Source organism: Fontivita pretiosa (assembly GCF_050410795.1).
Lineage (GTDB): Bacteria > Planctomycetota > Phycisphaerae > Tepidisphaerales > Tepidisphaeraceae > Fontivita > Fontivita pretiosa.
Genome location: NZ_CP191258.1, coordinates 1,206,892 through 1,229,518, shown reverse-complemented (window position 1 = coordinate 1,229,518; position 22,627 = coordinate 1,206,892). Strand labels below are relative to the sequence as shown.

Annotated in this window: 16 protein-coding genes, 1 tRNA gene and 3 pseudogenes; 8 read left to right on the top strand and 12 right to left on the bottom strand. The window is 63.3% G+C overall.

Annotated features, from left to right (window positions below):
- Positions 1–319 precede the first annotated feature (319 nt).
- The 3 genes from pdhA to ACQS5P_RS04980 all read left to right on the top strand — a co-directional run bounded on the left by pdhA (position 320) and on the right by ACQS5P_RS04980 (position 3,956).
- A complete protein-coding gene (pdhA, locus tag ACQS5P_RS04990; RefSeq protein ID WP_428939800.1) occupies positions 320–1,414 on the top strand; it encodes a pyruvate dehydrogenase (acetyl-transferring) E1 component subunit alpha in 1,095 nt (364 codons plus the stop codon).
- Positions 1,415–1,531: 117 nt separating this feature from the next.
- Complete coding sequence (locus tag ACQS5P_RS04985; RefSeq protein WP_428939799.1) at positions 1,532–2,512, top strand: pyruvate dehydrogenase complex E1 component subunit beta; 981 nt, start codon at positions 1,532–1,534, stop codon at positions 2,510–2,512.
- A 79-nt stretch (positions 2,513–2,591) separates the two neighbouring features.
- On the top strand, positions 2,592–3,956 hold the full coding sequence (locus ACQS5P_RS04980) for a dihydrolipoamide acetyltransferase family protein (RefSeq protein ID WP_428939798.1): 1,365 nt from the start codon (positions 2,592–2,594) through the stop codon (positions 3,954–3,956).
- Positions 3,957–4,015: 59 nt separating this feature from the next.
- Here the strand turns inward: ACQS5P_RS04980 and ACQS5P_RS04975 are convergent, their stop codons facing one another.
- Entirely contained in the window at positions 4,016–4,363 is a 348-nt protein-coding gene (locus tag ACQS5P_RS04975; RefSeq protein WP_428939797.1) for a hypothetical protein, read from the bottom strand.
- A gap of 343 nt (positions 4,364–4,706) precedes the next feature.
- On the opposite strand from ACQS5P_RS04975, the gene lpdA reads away from it, so the two are divergent.
- On the top strand, positions 4,707–6,104 hold the full coding sequence (lpdA, locus tag ACQS5P_RS04970) for a dihydrolipoyl dehydrogenase (protein ID WP_428939796.1): 1,398 nt from the start codon (positions 4,707–4,709) through the stop codon (positions 6,102–6,104).
- A gap of 42 nt (positions 6,105–6,146) precedes the next feature.
- On the opposite strand, the gene ACQS5P_RS04965 is transcribed toward lpdA, so the two are convergent.
- Both ACQS5P_RS04965 and ACQS5P_RS04960 read right to left on the bottom strand, forming a co-directional pair.
- Positions 6,147–9,947 carry a UvrD-helicase domain-containing protein gene (locus ACQS5P_RS04965; protein WP_428939795.1) on the bottom strand — a complete coding sequence of 1,267 codons (3,801 nt, stop codon included), beginning with the start codon at positions 9,945–9,947 and terminating at the stop codon, positions 6,147–6,149.
- Positions 9,931–13,452 carry a PD-(D/E)XK nuclease family protein gene (locus tag ACQS5P_RS04960; protein ID WP_428939794.1) on the bottom strand — a complete coding sequence of 1,174 codons (3,522 nt, stop codon included), beginning with the start codon at positions 13,450–13,452 and terminating at the stop codon, positions 9,931–9,933. Before ACQS5P_RS04960 ends, ACQS5P_RS04965 begins: the two co-directional genes overlap by 17 nt.
- 191 nt (positions 13,453–13,643) lie before the next feature.
- On the opposite strand from ACQS5P_RS04960, the gene ACQS5P_RS04955 reads away from it, so the two are divergent.
- Entirely contained in the window at positions 13,644–13,841 is a 198-nt protein-coding gene (locus tag ACQS5P_RS04955) for a hypothetical protein (RefSeq protein WP_428939793.1), read from the top strand.
- 129 nt (positions 13,842–13,970) lie between these two features.
- Here ACQS5P_RS04955 and ACQS5P_RS04950 read toward each other — a convergent pair whose 3' ends face one another.
- The gene (locus ACQS5P_RS04950) at positions 13,971–14,138 is read right to left on the bottom strand and encodes a hypothetical protein (protein ID WP_428939792.1); all 168 of its coding nucleotides are present in this window, start codon (positions 14,136–14,138) and stop codon (positions 13,971–13,973) included.
- Positions 14,139–14,547: 409 nt separating this feature from the next.
- Entirely contained in the window at positions 14,548–15,399 is an 852-nt protein-coding gene (locus ACQS5P_RS04945; RefSeq protein ID WP_428939791.1) for an RHS repeat-associated core domain-containing protein, read from the bottom strand.
- Between ACQS5P_RS04945 and ACQS5P_RS04940 the strand changes: the two are divergent.
- Positions 15,349–16,223: pseudogene (locus ACQS5P_RS04940) on the top strand (IS5 family transposase). The gene ACQS5P_RS04945 and the pseudogene ACQS5P_RS04940 overlap by 51 nt on opposite strands.
- On the opposite strand, the gene ACQS5P_RS04935 reads toward ACQS5P_RS04940, so the two are convergent.
- The 3 genes from ACQS5P_RS04935 to ACQS5P_RS04925 all read right to left on the bottom strand — a co-directional run bounded on the left by ACQS5P_RS04935 (position 16,209) and on the right by ACQS5P_RS04925 (position 17,637).
- Positions 16,209–16,919, bottom strand: coding sequence for a hypothetical protein (locus ACQS5P_RS04935; RefSeq protein ID WP_428939790.1), 711 nt, complete (start codon positions 16,917–16,919; stop codon positions 16,209–16,211). The pseudogene ACQS5P_RS04940 and the gene ACQS5P_RS04935 sit on opposite strands and share 15 nt — an antisense overlap.
- Before the next feature lie 72 nt (positions 16,920–16,991).
- Complete coding sequence (locus tag ACQS5P_RS04930; protein WP_428939789.1) at positions 16,992–17,300, bottom strand: hypothetical protein; 309 nt, start codon at positions 17,298–17,300, stop codon at positions 16,992–16,994.
- Positions 17,290–17,637: a hypothetical protein gene (locus tag ACQS5P_RS04925; RefSeq protein WP_428939788.1), complete on the bottom strand. Its 348-nt coding sequence runs from the start codon at positions 17,635–17,637 to the stop codon at positions 17,290–17,292. The genes ACQS5P_RS04930 and ACQS5P_RS04925 overlap by 11 nt, the downstream gene beginning before the upstream one ends.
- 270 nt (positions 17,638–17,907) lie before the next feature.
- Here ACQS5P_RS04925 and ACQS5P_RS04920 point away from each other — a divergent pair.
- A pseudogene (locus tag ACQS5P_RS04920) lies at positions 17,908–19,253 on the top strand (IS701 family transposase).
- Positions 19,254–19,382: 129 nt separating this feature from the next.
- Positions 19,383–20,257, top strand: a pseudogene (locus tag ACQS5P_RS04915) (IS5 family transposase).
- Between the two features lie 455 nt (positions 20,258–20,712).
- On the opposite strand, the gene ACQS5P_RS04910 reads toward ACQS5P_RS04915, so the two are convergent.
- The 4 genes from ACQS5P_RS04910 to ACQS5P_RS04895 all read right to left on the bottom strand — a co-directional run bounded on the left by ACQS5P_RS04910 (position 20,713) and on the right by ACQS5P_RS04895 (position 22,608).
- Positions 20,713–21,531, bottom strand: a complete 819-nt coding sequence (locus ACQS5P_RS04910) for a PEP-CTERM sorting domain-containing protein (RefSeq protein WP_428939787.1) — start codon at positions 21,529–21,531, stop codon at positions 20,713–20,715.
- A gap of 152 nt (positions 21,532–21,683) precedes the next feature.
- A complete protein-coding gene (locus tag ACQS5P_RS04905; RefSeq protein ID WP_428939786.1) occupies positions 21,684–22,277 on the bottom strand; it encodes a DUF456 domain-containing protein in 594 nt (197 codons plus the stop codon).
- A gap of 15 nt (positions 22,278–22,292) precedes the next feature.
- Positions 22,293–22,366, bottom strand: a tRNA-Cys gene (locus ACQS5P_RS04900).
- A gap of 104 nt (positions 22,367–22,470) precedes the next feature.
- On the bottom strand, positions 22,471–22,608 hold the full coding sequence (locus tag ACQS5P_RS04895; protein ID WP_428939785.1) for a hypothetical protein: 138 nt from the start codon (positions 22,606–22,608) through the stop codon (positions 22,471–22,473).
- Between the last annotated feature and the right edge of the window lie 19 nt (positions 22,609–22,627).

Here is a 22,627-nt window from a genome sequence, read left to right as displayed (position 1 = left end):
GCGCGTCGTGCTACCTGCCCGGAGTTTGCAGCGGGCCCGATTCGCGGGGTGTTGAGGTCAGGGGTTGCAGGTGTTGATGATAATCTTCTATCGGACCGATACTTCGCCACGATTGTCAGTCGCATCCACGGGCGATTGGAGCCTAGGATTGATCCGATGAACGAATCGTAGGACCGTCCAGCGGCGGGGCAGTTGAACGTGGGCCGGATTCCACTACACTGCCCCGCGGACCAGGGCGTGCGTCGGCCACCCGCGCCGCGGCACGCCAACGGGTGAACCGACCCGCGCAACTTTGGACTCATTGTGGAGTAATCCAACGATGGCCGTGGCCGATCAGGTAGACCGCAAGCCAACCGAAAAGCGAGCATCGGGCAGTGCCGCGTCTGCGGACACAAATGCCTTGCAGAGCGGAAGTTCCAGCGATGGAAGCGTAGAACGGCGGCGGCTGTGGATGATGATGCTCATCCGCCGCTTTGAAGAACGCACCTTCCAGGAATACACCAAGCCCGGGCAGCGAATCGGGGGGTTCTGTCACCTGTATAGCGGTCAGGAGGCGGTGGCAGTAGGGATCGCGGCGGTCTTCCAGAAGGGCAAAGATTACCTGATCAACGGCTATCGCGATCATGGGCATTCGCTGGCCCTGGGCATGGACCCGCGCGCGGCGATGGCGGAGCTGTTCGGGCGTGTCACCGGCTGCTCCAAGGGCAAGGGCGGATCCATGCACTACTTCCAGGTGGAAGTGGGAAACATGGGCGGACACGGAATCGTCGGCGGACAGATCCCGCTGGGCACGGGGCTGGCCTTCGCCTGCTGGTACAAGCAGACCGGAGGCGTATGTTTCACTCTCTTCGGCGACGGGGCAGTCAACCAGGGAACCTTCAACGAATCCTTGAACCTGGCCAGCCTCATGAAGCTGCCGTGCATCTTTGTGGTCGAGAACAACCAGATGGCCATGGGCACGCAGGTCGAGCGGCACAGCGCCGAGAAGGACCTGGCCAAGCGCGCCTGCGGATACAACATGCCGCATCGCAATGTGGACGGCAACGATCTGGATGCCATGATCGCCGCTCTGTCCGAGGCCTGCCAGCGCGCTCGAGCTGGCGAGGGGCCCAGTTACCTGGTGGCCAACACGTATCGCTATCGCGGCCACTCGATGTCGGACGCGATGAAGTACCGGACCAAGGAAGAGCTGCAATACTGGCGGTCGCGCGATCCGATCACGTTGTACGAGAACCGGCTTAAGGAAAAGGGGTTGATCGACGAGGCGACGCTGAACGAGTATGAGGCGCAGATCCGTCAGATTGTGGACGACGCGGTCAAGTTTGCCGACGCCAGCCCGCATCCGGATCTGACGGAACTGTACACCGATATTCTGGCCGAGACCTATCCGTTCGACCCGGAGCGCAAAAAGTGATGGCGGCGACAACGACGCCCGCGAAATCACGTGCGGCGTGAGTCGGTCGATTCCATGAGCCGCGCCTTCGCCCGGCAATGAACATCCGCGGTTGATCTGATCGTACGAGAAGAACCTATGCCTGAAATCCAATTCCGAGAAGCCCTCCGCCAGGCCATGTGGGAGGAAATGGAGCGAGACGAGAATGTCTTTCTCATGGGCGAGGAAGTCGGCCAGTACAACGGCGCCTACAAGGTTTCCGAGGGGATGCTGGCACACTTCGGCCCGCGACGGGTCCTGGACACGCCAATCTCCGAAGCCGGCTTCGCCGGGCTGGGCATCGGCGCGGCGATGGCCGGGCTGCGACCCATCATCGAGTTCATGAGCTGGAGCTTCTCGCTGGTCTGCTTCGATCAGCTCGTGAACAACGCGGCGAACATCCGCTACATGTCCGGCGGGCAGGTGAAGCTGCCGATCGTGTTTCGCGGCGGTAACGGCATCGCCCATCAACTGGGCGCCACGCACAGCCATCGGGTCGAGGCCTGGTATGCCCGCGTGCCGGGGCTGGTCGTGATCGCTCCGTCCAATCCCTACGACGCCAAGGGACTGCTCAAAAGCGCCATCCGCTGCGACGACCCGGTGATCTTCCTGGAATCCGAGTTGATGCTCAACGACCGAGGCGAAGTGCCGGAAGGGGAGTACACCGTTCCCATCGGCGTGGCCGATGTGAAACGCCGCGGCGACGACGTCACGCTGGTCAGCTATGGCAAGGTGATGAAGATGGTGCTGCGGGCCGCTGATGAGCTGGCCCGGCATCACCAGATCGAAGCGGACGTGATCGACCTGCGCACGCTTCGCCCGCTGGACGAGCAGGCGATTATCGATTCGGTCCAGAAAACACACCGGCTGGTAGTCGTTGACGAGGACTGGCCGTTCTGCGGGATGGGCGCCGGCATCCAGGCGCGTCTGGGCGAAAAGCTCTTCGACGACCTGGACGCGCCGATCAAGCGCGTGTGCAGCGAAGATGTGCCCGTGCCGTTCAACCATTATCTGGAGCTGGCCATGCAGCCCAGCGTCGAAAAGGTTGTGCAGGCAGTGAAGGAAGTCTGTTACAGATGAGGATGAAGGATGAAGGCAGAAGGATGAAGATTGCTTTCATTCATCCTTCTGCCCTTATCCTGTCTGCGCGGAGCGTGACATGCCCGTTGAGATCACCATGCCCCAGCTCTCGGACACCATGAGCGAGGGGACCGTCGTCAAGTGGCTGAAGAAGGAGGGGGACAAGGTCAAGGCCGGCGAGACGATCGCGGAGGTGGAGACCGACAAGGCGACGATGGAGATGGAGTCGTTCGAATCCGGCACGCTGGCGCTGATCGACGCCCGCGAAGGCCAGAAGGTGAAGGTCGGCGAGCGGATTGCGGTGCTGGCCTCGCCGGGCGAAGACCCGGCGGCGGTCAAGCGTGAGTTTTCCGGAGGCAAGGGCGGCGGCGCTGCCGCTGCCGCGCCGGCCGCGGCGCCGCAGGAGCTGGCGGCTGTCGGAACCGAAGGAGACATGCGCCGCGAGGCAGAGCGTCAGACTGCCCGCGCCACAACCACCGCCCCGGCCGCCGCCGCACCCACAACCGCGCCTTCGCCCCCGGCGCCACCGCCCGGCGGCGATCAGGAGCCACGCATTCGCATCTCTCCGCTGGCGCGGCGAATGGCCGAAGAACGCGGCCTCGACATCCGCAGCATCCGCGGCAGCGGCCCCGGTGGACGAATCGTGCAACGCGACATCGAGGCGGCACTGGCGGGCGCCGCCGCGCCTCAGCCGACGCCACAGCCGCCCACCAGACCTGCCGCCGCGCAGCCTCTGCCTCAGCGAATCGCCTCTGGCCAGAAGCAGACCATCCCCCTGACCAAAATGCGGGCCACGATCGCGCAGCGGCTCCAGCAGGCCAAACAACAGATCCCGCACTTCTACGAAACGATCGACATCGACGTTGAAGAGCTTGTGAATCTGCGGCAACGCATCAATCAGCAGCTTGAAAGTGAGGGCGTGCGCCTGTCGCTGGGGGATTTCATTGCCAAGGCCGTCGCCACCGCGCTGCTGCGGCACCCGGCGCTGAACGCCCACCTGGCCGCCAACGAGATCACGCGTTTCGGCGATGTGCATCTGGGGATGGCCGTCGCGCTGCCGGAGGGGTTGATCGTGCCGGTGTTGCGAAACATCAACCAGATGGGGTTGCGTGAGATCCGTCTGCGCAGCGCCGATCTTGTGGAGCGTGCCCGCGCCCAGAAGCTCAAGGGCGAGGAAATGAGCGGCGCGACGTTTACCGTGAGCAACCTGGGAACGTATGGGGTCAGGGAATTCAGCGCGATCATCAATCCGCCGGAGGTGGGGATTCTGGCGATCGGCGCGGCCGAGAAACGCCCCGTGGTTCGCGGCGAGGCGGTGGTTGCGCGCACGATGTTGAGCGTGACGCTCAGCGCCGACCATCGCGCCGTAGACGGCGCCACCGCCGCAGAGTTTCTGCGAACCCTCAAGCAGTTGCTCGAAGAGCCGGGGATGATGCTGGTATAGATGTGAAAATCCGCTGGACCGCAAGCGGGTTGTCCAGCCGCGGAAAGCCGCAGCGGCGCTCACAGGAACAGCAGTGGCGTGAAGGCGCCGACGAGGATGCCTATGCCGTAGCTGAGCCAGGCGATGTGATACCAGCCGGATTCGCGCGGGGCGCGATAGGCCCCCAGCGCGGCGCAAGACATGGTCAGAATCGACAGGACGGCGCAGATCCACCCGGCGTGTCGCGCCACAGGGGGAAGCAGCGCCGACCACACCCCGGCGCATATTCCCAACAGGAACACGACCGCGGCGATGCCGAACGCCAGACTCAGCGCCGCGGGGATGATCGCCGGCGCCGGCTCGGATTCCGCCGCCACCGCCAGGTAGCTGAGCGTGCGCGGTTGCGGATGGCGCTGTTCAGAATCCACAAAGCGATCATAGCCGCGTTGGGTGTGCTGATTTCGGGGAAGCTCGCAATCGACGGCAAGATTGAACCCCGGGGTCGGTAACGGAATGTTTTCGTGTCACGGGCGGCGACGAGCCAATTGTGGCGTGGCCGTCCCGGCCATGCAGGGTGCATTCGAATTGGAAGTCTGATCTCCGGGCTATTGATCACTTGATGCCGCTCAGTACGGGCGGGACCCCTGTGACAGAAGCTGGCATGCTCACGTGCAACTCCGCAGTCCCGGTAGACCCGTCGCGTCGGGTCCCAGTGACATTCGCCTCGGCTTTCCCTATCATCCGTCGCCTTCGAGCAAAGATCCAACAGACATGGCAGCATACAACTTCGACATCGTTGTGATCGGCGGGGGACCTGCGGGCTACGCGGCGGCGATCCGCGCCGCTCAGCTCAGGAAGCGCGTCCTGTGCATCGAGAAGGAAAACCTCGGCGGCACCTGCTTGAACTGGGGATGTATCCCCACCAAGGCGCTTCTGGATGCCGGCGCGCTGGCACGAAAGATCAGGCATCATGCCGGGGAGTTCGGGATCACCTGCGAGAACGTGAAGATCGACTTCGCGAAGATGATTGCGCGCAGCCGCGGGATCGCCGACAGGCTCGCCAAAGGCATTGCCCATCTGTTCCGCAAGTATGAAGTGAAACACGAAGTCGGAGTCGGGCAACTGATCGGGCCGCACAAGGTGCGGATCAACAACAAGGATGGAGCCAGGGAGGTAACCGCCGAGCACATTGTCATCGCCACCGGCGCGCGTCCGAAATCGCTGCCGGGCGCCGAGTTCGACGGCAAGCTGATCATCAGCTCACGAGAGGCGATGATTCTGTCGCAGCAACCCAAACGGCTGGCGATCATCGGCGCCGGCGCGATCGGCTGCGAATTCGCCGACTTCTACAACGCCGTCGGCACTGAAGTGACGATCATCGAGATGCTGGATCACCTGCTGCCGATGGAAGACGAAGACGTTTCGATCGCCCTGGAGAAGGTCTTTGCCAAAAACGGCATCAGGATCCATACCAAAACCAGAACCGAGAAGGTCGAGAAGACCGACAAAGGCGTGAAGCTGACGCTCAATGGCCCCAAAGGCGCCGGCAGTGTCGAAGCCGACGTATGCCTGGTGGCGATTGGCGTGACGGGAAACGTGCAAGGCCTGGCGGCGGCGGATGTGCCCCTGGAGCTGTTCAAGGGTCACGTCAAAGTGGACGAGAGGTATCGCACCAACATCGAGAACGTATGGGCGGTGGGGGACGTGATCGGCCCGCCGTGGCTGGCGCACGTTGCGCACCACGAGGCGGTGATCTGCGTCGAGCGGATCGCCGGCGTGAGCGATCACCGCATCGACTATCGATTCATCCCGGGCTGCACCTACACCCATCCGTCCGTTGCCAGCATGGGCCTGACCGAAAAGGCGGCGCGCGACGCGGGCAGGCAGATCCGCATCGGCAAGTTTCCGCTCCAGGCCAGCGGCCGGGCACTGGCCGCGGGAGAAGCCGACGGCTTCGTGAAGTTGATCTTCGATTCCAGGTATGGCGAGCTGCTCGGCGTGCACATGATCGGCGAAAACGTCACCGAGCTGCTTGGCGAACTGGTCCTGGCCCGGAACCTGGAGGCCACCGAAGAGGAGATCATCCAGGCGATGCACCCGCATCCGACGATCAGCGAAGCGATCATGGAGGCCGCGGGTGTTGCGCTGAACCGGTCCATCCACCTGTAGCGCCTGCGCGCGTGCTGCCGGATCGGCGCCGATGCGTCGGCTCTACAGCGTCCTCAGGATCCGCGGCGTGAGAAACGCAAGATACGCCGCCTTCACTTTCTGTCCGGCGATTCGCTCGATGGCGGCGCGATAGCTGTCCACCTGGGGGCGATAGAACTCGACGCGCGCATCGATCGTCTGTTCAGTGACCCGGTCGGTCTTGAAGTCCGCCACCACCCACCCCGTCGAATCCGGGATCAGCACGTCGATTCGCCCGCGCACCATGATCCGGTCCAGCGGATCGGATACCTCGGATTGTCCGGGCGGGTCAATCGGATAATACACGGGCAGTTCCCGACGCAGTTGCCGGGCATTGTGACGGAGCATCCGGCCAAGCTCGGTGGACATCAGCCACATAATTGAATCGACATCGACGGCCTCGGCCAGCCCGGGCGCGATGCGCCTGGTCCGCACCATCTCGGCAATCTGCTCGCGCAGGTCGGCGCGGTCGCAGGTGCGTGAAAAGTCCAGGTGCTCCAGGACCAGGTGAGTGGCGGTTCCCAGGTCCGAAGGCGCGATGGTCAGATCTTCCAGCACGCAAGCGGGCGAGGGCAGCTCGATGTCGAACTGCACCAAAGATTGCCGGGAGGGGCTGTGGCCCGCAGGTGCCGTGCGCCCGTGCTTGGTCAGCGTGGCGACCGACGCGGCTGCGGGAAGCGATGTGTACGCTCTGTACGGGTATGCCCAGGTCAGCCGTTCCACCACGCGCTTTGCCGCCGGGTGCATTGCCGGAGGCGGCGAAAGCGGCTGAAGCCTGGCCAGTTGCTGTTGCGTCTGGCCGAGCTGTGTTCGGCGGGCGAGCTGCGCAGCCCATTGTTCGACTTCGTCGGCTTCGTGCCAGATGATCTGGATGCGGTCTTTGACCCTGGCCCCCTCCATCGCCGCCGCCACAGGACCGATCCACTCGAGCATCGAGGCGGCACCGAGAATGTGTTGCGGCGGCAGGGGGCCAACGTGCGACGACCATTCCTCACGCCACTGCTGCGGAGCCTGCGGCCTGCACGTGCCAACCAGAATCAGATGTTCCCGGGCACGCGTCATCGCCACGTACAGCACGCGCAGCTCCTCGGCCAGCGTCTGCTGATGAATGCGGTCCTTGACCAGAACCTGTGCCAGCGAGGGATACCGCACACGCCTGGGCTCATCCACCACGGCAAAGCCGATCCCGGCCTCGCGATCGACGAGCATCGCCCCCCTGATGTCCTCCAGATTGTGCTTTCGCCCAAGGTCCGGCACGATCACCACCGGAAACTCCAGCCCCTTGGCGCGATGAATGCTCATCACCTTCACGACGTCGTCGGCCTCGCTGGCGATCGGCGGCTGGCCCAGCTCCGACTGTGCATCCAGGCTGTCCAGGAACTGGATGAATCGCGACAGTCCCTGTCGCTGGAACGATCCGAACTGTCGGGCGCGCTCGTGCAGATCGATCAGGTTGGCCACGCGTTGCTGCCCGTCGGGCATGCCGGCGCAGAACGCCAGGTAACCGGTGCTGTCGTAGATGTGCCAGAGAACCTCGGCCAGCGGGCGGCGGTGTGCCAGGCGTCGCCACTCGCGCAGATCAGCCAGAAACGCCCGGAGCTGCGCCGCCAGCTCGTCGTCTACCTGGTTGGAATAGAGCACCACGGCGCGATGAAACGGCACACGGGCGGGGTCGGGATATTGCATGCGTATGCGCGCCAGGCTGTCGTCCGGATCGGCCAGCCCCGCCAGCGGGCTTCGCAGCACCGCCGCCAGCGGAATGTCCTGCTGCTGGTTGTCCAGCACGCTCAGCAGCGCCCGCATGTCGCGGATCTCCATCGCATTGAAAAAGCCGCTGCCGCTCTCGGTGTGCACGGGGATCCCCGCCGCGCGCAGGGCCTCGGCGAACTGCCGGCTCTTGTACTTCATCGAGCGCAACAGCACGACGATGTCGCGCCAGCGAATCGGGCGCAGGATTGCAGTGCCATCGGCGGCCTTGTCGGCGACGTGGATCCCGCTGGCCAGCAGATCGGCGATGCGTTTGGCGACGAAGGCGGCCTCGCGCTCGGTGCGGTCCAGGTCCAGATCCGAATCGGCGTCGTCGGACTGGTCAGTTGACTCCTCGCCGCCGCGAGCCGGCTGTGGCAGCAGGTGCAGCTCGACCGGCGCGCCGCTGAAGCAGGTGACGCCGTGGGCCGGCGGAAAACTCGCCGCCGCACGCAGCCGCTGCGACTGGTCATATTCGATATCCGCCGCCTCCGGCGTCATCAGCCGCTCGAACACCCCGTTGATCACCTCCAGCAGCGGCCCGCGACTGCGGAAATTGCTGCTCAGATCGATGACCATGCACCGCGCCGCCGCACCTTTGAGAAGATGCCGCTGGCGGGTGAGGAATCGCGTCGGATCCGCCAGCCGGAATCGGTAAATGCTCTGCTTGACGTCGCCGACCGTGAACAGGTTCGGAGTCGAATCAGACGGATCGGAGCCGGTGAGCGAAGGCCGATTTGCCCCGCGCCGTCCCTTGGCTGGCGCGCTGGGGCTTTCGCACACGCACTCGCGGCTGACCAGCTTCAGAATCGCCTCCTGAACTTCGTTGATGTCCTGATACTCATCCACCAGGACGTGGCGGAACTTCCGATGGCAGTCCAGCGCGACCGCCGAAGGCGTCAGGTCTTCGCCGTGATCATTGGCGCGCAGAATCCGCAGCGCCATCCGTTCCAGATCGGAAAAATCAAGCGCGCGCAGTTCCCGCTTGGCCGAATCAAATCGCCGGCCGAACTCACGGACCAGATCCACGAACACTTCGACGGCCGGCTGGATCTGCTTCAGCCCGTCGCGCCACTGCTGCTCCGTGAACCGGCACAGGTCGTCCATCGACTGTTGTTTCATCTGCTTGCGCAGCGCGTCGATCTGTGCCTTGATCCGCTCCTTTTCGGGCGGCGCCTTGGAAATCGGCGGAAGCCTTCCGGGATCAAATGAGCTGATCTGCCGACCCAGCGCATCAAAATTCCCTTCGCCGAACACCTTGCGCCAGTGCTGAACGGCTGCGATGTACTCATTGACCCACTCGACGTACGGCTCAAGGCCCTCGATCCGGTTGATCGCCTTCGCCAGCTTTACCCAGCCCTGCCTGATGCTCTCCAGCCATGTGATGATCTTCCGGGCAAAGGCCCGGCCCAGGTCTGTTTCGGCCAGGTGCGGGGCGTCGGCAGCCTGGCTGATGCGCGCCACCGCCGCCTGCATCCAGCCCTCGGGATCCAGCACGCTGTTCATCAGCTCGTGCATCCGGATCACGCGCTGAAGCAGGGGCTGGTCGTTTCCGTTGCCATAGGTATCGATGAAGCGATGGAACTGCCCGGTTGCGTCGGTTTCGTAGCGCTGGTCGAACAGTTGCCTGGCGACATCGTGGCGGAGGAGCATCGTCTCCTCCTCATCGAGCACGCGGAAGGCCGGATCCAGTCCCAGCAGGTGGAAGTGCCGCCGCAGCAGCGTTGCGCAGAATCCGTGCAGGGTGCTGATTTGCGCCCTGTCCAGCAGGAGCAGTTGTCGGGCCAGACGCTGATCCGATTCGCCGGCCGCGGCAAGTCGTTGGCGCAGCGCCGACTCGATCCGGCTGCGCATCTCCGCCGCCGCCGCCTGCGTGAAGGTCACCACCAGCAGCTCGTCAACGTCGCACGGTTCTTTCGCATCGCAGACCAGATACGCGCAACGCTCTGCCAGCACCGCGGTCTTGCCGCTGCCCGCCGCCGCGGATACCAGCAGGCTCACACCCACGGTCTGGATCCCGTCACGCTGCTCGCGGGTCCACTTCGGTTGCGTCGCTGCCGTGTCATGCCTGGCCGCCATGTCCCCCCTCCTGCGCTTGCTGCACCGCCTTCGCCAGTGCCTCCTGGCGCTTCATCCCGCTCAGGAAGTTGTACCGGTTGAACGCCACATCGAAGCGGCAGACGGCTGAATACTCGCATCCACTGCAAGGGCTGTCTCGTCCCAGCCGATAGGGCGCGATGTCGATCTGCCCGGACAGAATCCGGTCGCCAAGCTCCGCAAGCTTCCGTTCCACCATGCGCAACAGCGCAACGAACTCGGCATGCTCGCAGCCATCGGTGCGGTCCTTGTGTCCAATCGCTCCATTGGCGTTGATGTACAGTGACAGCACGTCCGATTCTTTCGCCGTGTGATCGGTGTCAAACAGACTGCGATATTCCCAGTCGATGATCCCGCGCGGCTTGGTCTGGAGATGAAACAGCGGATTATCCGGGGCAATGGCTTCGTCCGGGTGTTTGACCGGTTCGATCTTGCGGAGAATCTGCACGTACAGCGCCGCGGCGGGGGAGAGCTCTCGCTGCAACAGCGTCTTGGCGTTGCGCTCCAGGACCAGCAGGTAGGTCAACAACTGAAGCGAAAGGCCATGCAGCACCTGCTGCAGCTCGAGCGTGTTGCCGCTGAATTTGTAGTCGATCACGACGAATGCCGACTCCTGCGGCGCCACGTCCACGCGATCGATCTTGCCTCGCAGACGCAGCTCATTGCCGGCCGGCGTCTTGATCACCAGCGCCCCCAGTGCATCGTCAGGATCATCCCCGAACGTCAGCTCGGCGCAAAATGGCCTGAACCGGCCTCGCCTTCCCGCGGCCGCCTGCGCATCGATCACCTGCCCGACCGTCTTTTCGATCCGCCTGAGCAGGTACTGATTGTGCGCGGTGCTGAGCATCAGCTCGCCACGCAGATCCTGTGCGACCTCCCGCGCCAGTTGCGAAATCACCGGCTGCGCCAGCTCGGCGCGATGCTGGTCCCAGCCGGACTTTTCCTGGATCATCCGACGGATCAGCCGCTCCAGGATTCCGTGGCAGGCGTTGCCCAGGTCGATCACGGTGACATCCGACTCTTCCCGCTGGCTCAGCCGCAGACCAAAGCGCACGAAGTGCCTGAACGGACAGGCCGCAAACGCCTCGAGCTGTGAGACACTGGCCCGCAGCGGTGAGCTGAACATGCTGCGCGCAATCGGATCGGAGAGCCTGGCCTGGTTGCAGTAGCTCAGTGCCCGCCAAGCCCGCCAGCGCATCACATCGATCGCGTCGCGACAGCATTCGTGGGTGGCCAGCCAGTGGTACAGGCCGACAAACGGATCCGCGGCGGCGGCAGCCGGGTCTGTGCCCGCGCTGCAAGGATCGGATCGAACCCATCGCATCAGCGCGGTCACCAACTGCCGTGGCGTGCCGATACATTCCAGGTCCGTGCGCGACTCGCGCGGAACCTGAACCACCTGCACCGACGGAAACTGCTGACGCAGGTTGACCCAGTAAGGCGAAGGCGACTGCGGACGCGCCGCCTCGTCCGCCAGCGAACGGATCAGGCACAGTCGCTCCGAGGGCATCGTGAACGCGATGTATCCCAGCAACCGCTCATCCAGAAGCCGTCGCTCGCTGTCCGGGTCCAGATCCAGTTGGTGCTGGCGCAGCGTCTGTCGTTCCGCATCCGAAAGGATGGAATCTTCAGCGGGAACCCGCGGAAACTGGTTGTCGTTCATCCCGATCAGAATCACCGCGCGCGGACGCGGATTGCGCGTGCGGTCGATCGATCCAACCAGCACCTGATCGACGGTCGGCGGCGTCAATGCCAGATCGAACCGCTCCAGCCCCGTCTCCAGAACTTCCGCGAACTCCGCCGCTGAAAGCTGTTCGTCCCCCAGCACATCCACCATCTGATCCAGCAGCTTGACCAGCTCGTTCCACACCTGCTCGTGCTCGCCACGCTCCTCGAAGTCCTCGGCTCTATCGGCAGCCTCGATCCAGCGGCGCAGTGTCTGACGGATGCCGAATCGCTCGAAGGTGTTGAACAGCTCGACAACCAGCGTACGCAGCGGCATCGGTCGCTGTGATCCGAACAGCTCGATCAGCGGCGCCAGTTTCTCGGCCACGCCCCGCCGCATCGCGTCGATCCATTTCAGCTCGATCACCTCGGGCTGTGGCGCCTCGTCCTCGCTGTCGCGGCGGCGCGTGAGCCTGCGCCGATAGCTCCACGGCTGCGGGTCGCTCCAGACCGATCCGCGAATCCGGTGCAGCAGCACGTAGTTCTCCAGCTCATCGACCTGGTCGCGGCCCAGGCCGGCAAGCTCCGACTTCAGCAGCGCCATCACCGCTTCGTGCGGCCAGCCTCGCAGCGCGATCTGCACCGCCGCCCGGGCAAACTGAATCAGCGGATGATGCGCCGCCGTACGCCGCCGATCCACAAAGTAGGGGATCTCATGCTCGGTAAAGCTGGCGTCGATCAGCTCGTGGTAGTCCTCCAGGCTGCGCATGATCACCGCGATCTCGCGATAGCGCATGCCCGACGCCACCAGCGCGCGAATCTGCCTCGCCGCCGCGTCCACTTCGCCGCGACGGTCCGGAGACTCGATCAGCTCGATATTCTGTGCCGATTCGCATTTCACCGCCCGGCCCGAAAACAGGTGCTTCTCGATCTGCTCCAGCGACGGCGTGACGAATCGCGTGATCTTCCTGAGCAACATCGGCGGCTGACACTTCACGCCCGCCTCGGCAAACGCCAGCCACAGCTTGCGGTAGGTCTGTTCCGTGCGATGGAAAAGCGACAGCTCATGCGGGATCTGATGGACATCATTCAGCACCGGGCTGTCCGGATCCATCAGCAGCGTGATGGTCATGTCGCGGCAGACGCGCGCCACGCCCGCCAGGATACGTCGCTCCTGCTCGTCGAATTCCAGAAAGCCGTCCACGAACACCGTCGCCCGCCGGATCCGCTTGCAGTGCTCGAGGCTGGCCAGCACCTGCATCAGCCGGCGATGCGGATCCAGCCGCTCCTGGCCAAGATAGGCGCTGTAGCGGTCGTACAGCAGCCGCAGATCCTGAAGCTTGTTGACAAATGGCGAGGTCTGTCCGCCGCCCGATTCAACGTCGGCGATGAGCTGGGTCAGGTCGGCGGGGCTGCGACCGTGGCGCTCCAGCTCGGTGAAGGTGGCGTCCAGCTCCGCCGCCAGCCCCACCTGTCGCGCCGCCGACGCGTAGTATTTCAGCTCCGCCTGATGCTTGCGCAGCAGATGTCCGATGATCATCTGCCGCCCCAGCTCGGTGATCTGCGGAATCGCCGTGCCCCCGCACTCGGAAAGGATTTCTTCGCCCAGCAGATCAAACGAAACCACGCGCGCCCGGCAGAAGCCCCTCAGCCCGCTGGCGCAGGTCAGATCCCGCTCGGCCGAGAACGTCTCCTGTTTGGGCACCAGCAGATAGATCGGGTCCTCGCCCAGCGGATCGGCGCGCAGCATCTCTACGATGCTGCGGAAACAGTGCAGCGACTTGCCGCTGCCGGCCCGGCCAATCACGAATCGCACGCCCATGGCTTAAGACCTTACCCCCGCGTCCTGCCGGCGACAAACCAATCTCACTGCCCGCCGGAGGCCGCAAAAATGTATGCCGTTCGACGCTGTACGATCCGGGCCGGAAAATTCGACCACCCCGCGCCGGCGGGGTTATAATCATCACAAGGTTGCCGCCAGGGGTACGACAAGTCTATTGGAAGGGTCCGGCCATGCTGTACACAGCCCGTAACGGAACCTCATTTCGATACGACTCGCCCGACGCTGAATGCGTGCAGGTCATCGGCCCGGACTGGGATGGCCCCCCGATGCTGTTGAATCTCGAGGATCTGCGCGAGTTTCTGGAGCATCTTGCCGAGCCGCTGGATGCCCCCAGCGACGCCGACGCCTCCGCCGTCAGCGGCGATTAGCCGGCATTGTACCGCACGAGCGAGAGGTCGTCGCCGGTGCTGGGCACTTCCGTCGCCCGGCCACCACCAGTTTCCCGTCGCTCTGCCGCGACGTGCTCATCACGCCGCCGAAGTCGGCCGCGTCCGTGGTCACCTTCCCGTCGCCGTCGAAGCTGCGGTCCGGGCCGCCTCCAAAAAGACTCCCGACCCCTCAGAATGCCCCGAGGTTTCCTCGATCCGCCGGTACAGCGCATCGTACTCGTACGTCGCCAGCAGCGTGGCGCCGTCCTTGTACTGCACCAGCCGGTTTCCACGCATCGTACACCAGTGTCTTGCCGGTCGCACCGGCTCGTCCCGCAAACAGAGACTCCCGACCCCATAGAATTTCCTTTCCCGACTTCAATTCGCCCCGACGCCTTATCTGCCCCGATGCACCGCGATCCGTACGGTCCAGTATAGCCACGGGACAAACCACTGACAGGAACAATGAAACATACACAATGCCAGCAGCAAGAGCCACGGATGCTGCACACGTTCATCCAGGCTCACGACGGCCATCCAGTAGACGAGCGGGGGCACGAGCGGCGACCCCGAGTCGTGCCGACGTTCCCTCAGGCCGTGAAGCCGCGCGATCAGAATCAGGACATCAAGAATCAGCCCCAATATTATGAAGCCTATCCCAACGGCGCGCCACATGCCCACCTCGATTTTTGGGTGTCGCACGGAATCATGGCAAATGCGGACTTCCCGTACCGCCTCCAGGGAGGATCGTCACTATCCGCTGACCTATGAAGCCCTTCCAGAACTCCCACCCACTGGGCCATTTGGTCGTCGCGCCAACCATGACGGAATAGTTGTACGGGTTGGTAAGTACCTTTCCACTCATGATCCAGTTCCGCCAAGTGGCAGCGCCTGTCATGACCCAGCTGCCTTCAGTTATCGGCGACCCCCAACGCGTTACCTGTCCTGCCGGGCCCGCAGGCAACAAGAATGCCGTTGACCATGCGAGGGCAGAGACCGTGCCCATGGTGTTACTTACACCCAGGACGGAATCGGAGGGATCATAGTACCCGTGATCGGCGAAGTATTCGCCAGGGAGAGCACCATCTGTCCAGGCTGCGGTGCCATCGAGTGCGCCCTCCCCAGCAGCTGCCCAGACACTTCCTGCTGCGCCACTGCCGTACCCACCGACAGCAACCGCAATCGTGGTCCCCCAGCCTTCGTACCATCGCTGGAGCCCGTAGCGGTCGATGTAGACTGCAGGATTCTCGCCGACAAAACTGTAGAGATTCGCCCCGTCTCCATAGTGATCAGGATCCGCTGACACCCACCTTCCAAGCGATGGGCTCTGGTCGCGGAAGCGGAAATGCGCCAGGTTCGTCGTCGCGTCTCGCCTGCCAGCCTGATGAAGGTATGTCCACGAAAGGTCGCTGTTACCGTCCGCGTCATTTGCCCAATCCGCATCTAGGCTCTGTCTGAAAACTCCGAATTCGCATACACTGCCGTGACGACATGGAGGTCGCCACTCATGAAACGCCACGAGCTGACGGACGAGCAATGGGCGTTGGTCGAGCCGCATCTGCCGCGGAGCACGGCCCGAACCGGACGCTCGGCTCGCGATCGACGAACGCTGCTCAACGGTATTTTCTGGATTCTGTGTACCGGCGCGCCCTGGCGCGATCTGCCCGAACGCTTCGGCCCCTGGCAGACCGTGTACGACCACTTTCGCAAGTGGCGAAAAAGCGGCGTCTTTGCCCGCATCATCGAGACGCTGCAGGTCAAGCTCGACAACCAGGGATACATCGACTGGGAACTGTGGTGCGTGGACGGTTCATCCGTCCGCGCCGCCCGCGCTGCGGCCGGGGCTGACAAAAAAGTTGCCGACGGCACCCCGACGAACCCGCCGACCACGCACTGGGCCGCTCGCGAGGCGGGTTTGGCTCCAAATTCCACGTGGTCACTGACGGTGCGGGCACTCCGCTTGCCATCGAAGTCACCGCCGGGCAAGTCCACGAATCGACGCGCGCCGAATCGGTCATCGCAGAGGCGATCGCGACGCTGATCGGCCGACGACGAAAGAAACGCAAGCGTCGCCACAAGCCCCGCAAGCTCGCCGGCGACAAAGGATACAGCGTGCAGCGCGTGCGCGACTGGCTGGCCGAGCAGAAGATCGAGCCGGTGATTCCGCACAGGGAAAATGAGCTGGCGCGACATGACCCGGCGGTGTGGTTCGACCGCTGGGCCTACCGCGGCCGCTGCGTGGCCGAGCAGTGCGTCGGCTGGCTCAAGGAGTTCCGGCGCATCGGAACGCGGTTCGAGAAGCTGGCCGTGCATTTCCATGGAATGCTGCAGTTGGCGATGATCCGCCGGTATCTCAAACTACTGTTTTCAGACAGTGCCTAGGACCGTGGGCTTGCCGTATGGGTCATAGATGAAGCGTTCCTGCACCACTCCAGAAGTGTCGGTCAGGCTAGTCAAGTTCAAATTGCGATCCTGCTGGGCGTATAGGCGCTCCTCCAGGCCCGAGCCGGTCAGGCCGTGATCGCCCGTGCCTGGGTCGGCGTCGGCATCGCGGTCTCTGAGGATTAGAAGGTCCGCGACGATCGTTTCCGACTTGCGCAGCTGGACAGGGCTCCACACGTACTGCATCGTCGTCACGCCCGAGACCTGCTCCTCGACCACCTGCCAGCGATCGTTGTAGTACAAGTCCGTCGTGACGCTGTTGGCGGTCTCCTGCACCCGCCGATACATCGCATCGTACTCGTAGCTCACCAAAGTCGTGCTGCCATTCTTGTACGCCACCAGCCGGTTCCACGCATCATACACCAGCGTCTTGCCGTTCTCGTCTTGGGTCAGATTGCCATTGTTGTCGTAGTAGAGAGTCGTTGATCCCTGGCCCGAGGGCGTAATCGTCGTGAGCTGGTTCTGCTTGTTGTGATCGCGGCCCACGTCGCTGCCATCCGTGTGGATGTTGTCCCAGTTGCCCAGCGCGTCCAGACCTGGCGGCGGGTTTGGTTCGTGATCGTGTCGGGAACGCTTCCGCTGCTGGACAATGGACCGCCGACCGGCGCTGTCGTAGCTGTATCCAAGCGTGGTCACGGTGTCCGCCAGTGCGCATCGGCGGTTCTTAACCGTCCAACTGCTCGTGTCGTGGTTAATAGCTCGACCATGTCATCTTCGCCTCCTTTGAAGCAGAGCGTCTTCCGCATGGCCCCGTTCCGCACCCGTTGCTCTTGCCGTTCTTTCGCTAAATATCATGAAGATCAGACCCAGCATAATAGCGAGGAAAGAAGTTATGGGATTGATGCCGCCAAACAGGCCGAGCCCAAATCCTGCCCAAATACCCCACCCGAAGCCCACGCCCACATACTTTCGGATGATCCAGCGGCGCCGGCGCCGCCTGCGTACTGGCCGAAGGCGCGCGTAGTCAAGCACAATCGTTGTCTTCTCGGCGCTGCCCACCGTTGCGTCATCGTTCATGGGGAGGATGTCCTGATTCGTCAACTATGTCGTTATGGGCTGCCCACCAAGTACGAAGATATCTGCCCATCTCCCAACCGGCCATAAAAGCACCGATGTAGGCGACACCACGTCCTGTTCTCGCGATAGGTTGGCGCACAGTATCACCCAACCTCTTCGCAAGAATCTCCAGCAAATTGCCTCCAATCTCGCTCGCAAAACCGTAGCCGGGACTACCAAAAACACTCCAGCAGTCATACTTGTACAGAAAAGCATGGTGTTCATCAGGATCCTTGAAGTTGTGAAACTGCCGTGCGGGCATGTAATCGACCGGTCGCAGCAAATCCGCTGGGTCCATATCGGAAAGTCCTTGTCCCTCACTCCTCCAGGGATCAGGCGCTCCAACTGGCTTGGCTGGTGGACGCACCAGAGGCGGTGGTGGCAAGAAGTCTTCCGCCGTGATCTCGGGAGGCGGTGGTGGCGACTCGGGAATCAGCGCACCCGGACCCGTGCTAGTGGAGAAGAGTCCGCTGTTGACGCTTGAATCATAATAAGGAGTGTCCAGTCCCGAGGGGTCGACTAGCATGACAGCGCTAGATTAGCTCAAGCCGGGAGCGGCTGCGAGTCGATGACGATTCTGGTCCAACACCGGAGTCGTGCGATGAATGCGGAACAACTCGCTTCTCTGCAGCCAGCGTTGTCGGCATGGGTTCAGTCGTTTCGCCCCTGCTTCAAGCGTGCGGTGACCTTCGATTACTTCCAGAGTTATCTGCTGGGATTGATGGCGGACCTGCGACGCAAGAGCGTGGAGCCGATCGCGCTGGCGTGCGGGGTGGCGGTGCGGACGCTGCAGGAGTTCTTGTCCCTGTTCGCCTGGGATCATGCGCGACTGGGAAGATGCTGATCCATCGCGTGGCCGACCGTTGTCCGCAGGGCGGAATCGGAGTGATCGACGCCACCGGCCATCCCAAGCAGGGAGACAAGACGCCTGGGGTGCAGCGGCAATACTGCGGGGAATCGGGCAAGATCGAGAACTGCGTGGTTGCCCAGCATCTGCTGTTCACCGACAACGATGCCAAAAACCCCTTCTCGTGCGTGCTGGCCAGCGACCTGTATCTGCCGCAGGACTGGGCGGCGGACCGCGACCGCTGTGAGGAGGCGGGCATTCCGGCGGAGTTGGTCTGCCGCGCGAAGTGGAAGATCGCCCTGGAGCAGGTGAAGCAGGCGCTGGCCGGCGGGGTGAAGCTCAACTGGGTGGTCTTCGATGAAGAGTACGGCATGGTGCCGGCGTTCTGGTTCGGGCTGGACGAGATGGGCCAGGCGGCGGTGGGCGAAGTGCCCGCCAGCTTCCGCGCCTGGGTCAAACGTCCGGCGTGCCGCAGCGGCGGGTACGCTTCTCATGCGGCGCGGCGGGTGGACAACCTGAGCACGCACAGCCCGGCGTTCACGAGCCAGCCCTGGAAGCGGTGCAAGGTGAAGGACACCACACGCGGGACACTGATCTGGGAATACAAGGCAACCCGAGTCCATCTGAGCGACTCCTCGCACGCCAACCACAACCTCAGCGTTCCCACCGACCGGATGTACTGGCTGATCGTGATGCGACAGCCGAAGACCGGTGAGATCAAATACGTGATCAGCAATGCCGGCGAAGGCGCCAGCGTCGAGAAATTGATCCGCGTGCTGCTGTCACGCTGGCATGTGGAAAAGTGGTTCGAGCGTGCCAAGCAGGAGGCGGGACTGGGCGCCTTCGAGGTCAGAACCTATGTGAGTCTGATACGACACTGGCTGTGCGTGCGATTGGCGATGTGCTTCCTGTCGGAACAGACGACCCGGCTGCGGGGGGAAAAATGTGCTCATCACCTTCGAGCAGGTTTGCGAGGCTGTCTCGACCCTCGCGGCGAAGCTCTGGCAGCGCGACTGGAGGTCCTGGTCCCAGCTGATGCAGCGATGTGCCTATCACCAACGGCGTAACGAGGCAGCATATAAAAGCCGACACCGCTCGGTGATTCAGGTCAACTCTACGTAGCGCTGTCATGCTAGGCTCTGTCTGAAAACTCCGAATTCGCATACACTGCCGTGACGACATGGAGGTCGCCACTCATGAAACGCCACGAGCTGACGGACGAGCAATGGGCGTTGGTCGAGCCGCATCTGCCGCGGAGCACGGCCCGAACCGGACGCCCGGCTCGCGATCGACGAACGCTGCTCAACGGTATTTTCTGGATTCTCTGTACCGGCGCGCCTTGGCGCGATCTGCCCGAACGCTTCGGCCCCTGGCAGACCGTGTACGACCACTTTCGCAAGTGGCGAAAAAGCGGCGTCTTTGCCCGCATCATCGAGACGCTGCAGGTCAAGCTCGACAACCAGGGATACATCGACTGGGAACTGTGGTGCGTGGACGGGTCATCCGTCCGCGCCGCCCGCGCTGCGGCCGGGGCTGACAAAAAAGTTGCCGACGGCACCCCGACGAACCCGCCGACCACGCACTGGGCCGCTCGCGAGGCGGGTTTGGCTCCAAATTCCACGTGGTCACTGACGGTGCGGGCACTCCGCTGGCCATCGAAGTCACCGCCGGGCAAGTCCACGAATCGACGCGGGCCGAATCGGTCATCGCAGAGGCGATCGCGACGCTGATCGGCCGACGACGAAAGAAACGCAAGCGTCGCCACAAGCCCCGCAAGCTCGCCGGCGACAAAGGATACAGCGTGCAGCGCGTGCGCGACTGGCTGGCCGAGCAGAAGATCGAGCCGGTGATTCCGCACAGGGAAAATGAGCTGGCGCGACATGACCCGGCGGTGTGGTTCGACCGCTGGGCCTACCGCGGCCGCTGCGTGGCCGAGCAGTGCGTCGGCTGGCTCAAGGAGTTCCGGCGCATCGGAACGCGGTTCGAGAAGCTGGCCGTGCATTTCCATGGAATGCTGCAGTTGGCGATGATCCGCCGGTATCTCAAACTACTGTTTTCAGACAGTGCCTAATCCGACTGGGGCGGAAACGAAGGCCTGATACAAGCTGGAACCATCGACGTACCTGAGCGGATCCGCTTGAACCCAGCGTCCGAGCGACGCTCGAAGATCACGACGGCGGAAGTTGTACATGCCTGTAACGGCGTCCAATCTCCCAGCTTGATGCAGGTAGGTCCAAGCTCTGCCGCTGCTTCCCGGCTCCTGGAGGAACTTGCAGGCGATAACCGTCCGCCGACTCGGCGCATCCGAGCGGTCTTCCACGAGCAGATTATCGCGGCCGTCGGTGAGCTTGACCAGCGAAATCCAGGCTCTGTAGCGCGCTTTTGCGGACGAATTCCACAGATGATCGACGCAGGCGCGCAGTGCCGGCGGCAGCATCGTACACAACGCGGTGCCGCCGCCGGCATGATCCCAACGCCCGATGCAGGGTCAGGACATCACATCCGAAGTATCAGGCAGGCGATTACTCAAACGGTCCGCTGGCGACGACGTGCGAGGCACGCGCCGATCCCCAGACCCAGCACCGCCAACGAGCTTGGCTCGGGCACCGCATACAGCGCCAGCCCGCCCGTACGAGCACCGGGCGCCAGCCCCAAAGCGGCGATCGAGTTCCTCGAGGCGGAGAAGTTTTCGGCATCGCGCGTGCCCATCATCTGCCCAAACGGGTCAAAAGGCGTGCTTCCGGCGCGATACCAGAAAAAGATGCCCGGATTCGTCGCCGGTACCCACACCTCCAGGGCGTAGACCTGCCCGGCGTTCAGCGTGACTTCGTCGCCGCCGGTCAGATCGAAGTTCACGATCTTGCGCCCGCTGAAGCCCGGGAAGTTGAACGCCAAACCCGCGCCGCTGCCGCCGTCGAACAGGTCGGTGCCGGGGAAGTAGAAGTTGTCCCCGGCCGCGCCCGGATTGCCGCTGGGGAAGTTGGTGCCGCCTCCGGAGAGAACTGGGTACAGGTGCAGGCGCAACTGGTTGTTGGTTTCCGCGCCGCCACCTGCGACGATCGCGATCTTGTCCAGTGGGAACGTGGTCTGGGGAGTGAACAGCTCGGAAAGGACCGTGTAGTTGACGCCCGCCGGGCCGCCGGTGTCCTGAGGCGCGGCAGTTCCCTGGCCGACGGAGGCGCTGGTGGCATCGACCAACGAGGTGTAGACCGGAGCCCCAACCCACCCGGTGGCGGGGACTTCGTCAGTGGTGTAACCCGCGCCGGCCAAGCCGGCGTGCGACCAGTTCCCGAACAACGCGAACGCGGTGGCGCTGCTGGCCACCAGGATGCATTTTCTCCACATACGCTCTCCTCCTGGCGTGAATAAGGAAATGTTGGCCTTTACCCGGGCGAATGATCGCTCTAGGTAAACGATTACCATCCAAGATATACAACCCACTCCACCGACGTCAAGAAAATTCCGGCACGCGGCGCGCGACGCTGTAGCCTGCGCCGTCATTGCGACGGCGTTGGCTCAGTCAATCCCGGAACCAAACTCGATGTGCTCGGCGCTGCTGGTGTGGGCCCAGCTACCGGTCCGCCAACGGGCAATCCGGCGAAAAGGATCACCGCCAGCATCACCACCCCAACCGCACCCTTGACCAGGATACCCATGAACCTGCCCTTGGCGGCGCCGACGCCGACGGTGATCGCGTGGCGAAAGTCGCGGTCGGACAGCTCCATCACCGCCGCGCCGATAAACGCCCCCAGACACGCGCCCAGGATCGTGCTGATGACGGGGATCGGGATGATGCTCAGAAAGATTCCCCCAAGGATCGCGCCGACAATGGCGCCGATCATGCCGCGGGTGCGGCCGCCAGCGGCTTTGGATCCCGCGGCACCCGCGACGAACTCCAGCAGCTCCGCGATCGCCGCCAGCACCACCAGCGTGATCAGCGTCGGCCAGCCCATGTATTGCGCGTCGGTCAACAGGGCATACCCCGCCGCCGAAGCCACCATCAGCCACAGTCCCGGCAGCCCGAGGATGTTGAGAAACAATCCGACCAGCGAAACGGCCAGCAACAGGAGGTAATAAAGCCAGTCGAGCATGCAGGAAAGGCAAACAGGCCGGAGTGGGATTCGAACCCACGAATAACGGATTTGCAATCCGTCCCCTTAGTCCACTTGGGTATCCGGCCGAAACCAGCGGCTGTCGGCTGAACAATTCTAGCCGCAAGCACGAGACTGACAAGCGTGTCGCCGGGCAATCGCTGGCCAGGCCATGCAATACCCGGGGGCAACATCAAAGCAGCCCGCCATGAGGCGGAAGAACGTGTATCAGCCAGTTCTGAAGATCCAGTTCCAGAATCGCTTCGATCGCCCGTTTCGGCCCCGGAACCGGCCACTCAAAGTGATTTGCGTCGCTCAAAGAGTCCGGCATTCGAAACCTCCTTTGGATC

What these genes read in the sequence shown, in the direction of transcription:
- pdhA (WP_428939800.1), top strand. Translation starts at nt 320, where the DNA reads ATGGCCGTGGCCGATCAGGTAGACCGCAAGCCAACCGAAAAGCGAGCA.
- ACQS5P_RS04985 (WP_428939799.1), top strand. Translation starts at nt 1,532, where the DNA reads ATGCCTGAAATCCAATTCCGAGAAGCCCTCCGCCAGGCCATGTGGGAG.
- ACQS5P_RS04980 (WP_428939798.1), top strand. Translation starts at nt 2,592, where the DNA reads ATGCCCGTTGAGATCACCATGCCCCAGCTCTCGGACACCATGAGCGAG.
- lpdA (WP_428939796.1), top strand. Translation starts at nt 4,707, where the DNA reads ATGGCAGCATACAACTTCGACATCGTTGTGATCGGCGGGGGACCTGCG.
- ACQS5P_RS04965 (WP_428939795.1), bottom strand. Translation starts at nt 9,947, where the DNA reads ATGGCGGCCAGGCATGACACGGCAGCGACGCAACCGAAGTGGACCCGC.
- ACQS5P_RS04960 (WP_428939794.1), bottom strand. Translation starts at nt 13,452, where the DNA reads ATGGGCGTGCGATTCGTGATTGGCCGGGCCGGCAGCGGCAAGTCGCTG.
- ACQS5P_RS04955 (WP_428939793.1), top strand. Translation starts at nt 13,644, where the DNA reads ATGCTGTACACAGCCCGTAACGGAACCTCATTTCGATACGACTCGCCC.
- ACQS5P_RS04950 (WP_428939792.1), bottom strand. Translation starts at nt 14,138, where the DNA reads ATGCGTGGAAACCGGCTGGTGCAGTACAAGGACGGCGCCACGCTGCTG.
- ACQS5P_RS04945 (WP_428939791.1), bottom strand. Translation starts at nt 15,399, where the DNA reads ATGCGGCTCGACCAACGCCCATTGCTCGTCCGTCAGCTCGTGGCGTTT.
- ACQS5P_RS04930 (WP_428939789.1), bottom strand. Translation starts at nt 17,300, where the DNA reads ATGAACGATGACGCAACGGTGGGCAGCGCCGAGAAGACAACGATTGTG.
- ACQS5P_RS04925 (WP_428939788.1), bottom strand. Translation starts at nt 17,637, where the DNA reads ATGGACCCAGCGGATTTGCTGCGACCGGTCGATTACATGCCCGCACGG.
- ACQS5P_RS04910 (WP_428939787.1), bottom strand. Translation starts at nt 21,531, where the DNA reads ATGTGGAGAAAATGCATCCTGGTGGCCAGCAGCGCCACCGCGTTCGCG.
- ACQS5P_RS04905 (WP_428939786.1), bottom strand. Translation starts at nt 22,277, where the DNA reads ATGCTCGACTGGCTTTATTACCTCCTGTTGCTGGCCGTTTCGCTGGTC.
- ACQS5P_RS04895 (WP_428939785.1), bottom strand. Translation starts at nt 22,608, where the DNA reads ATGCCGGACTCTTTGAGCGACGCAAATCACTTTGAGTGGCCGGTTCCG.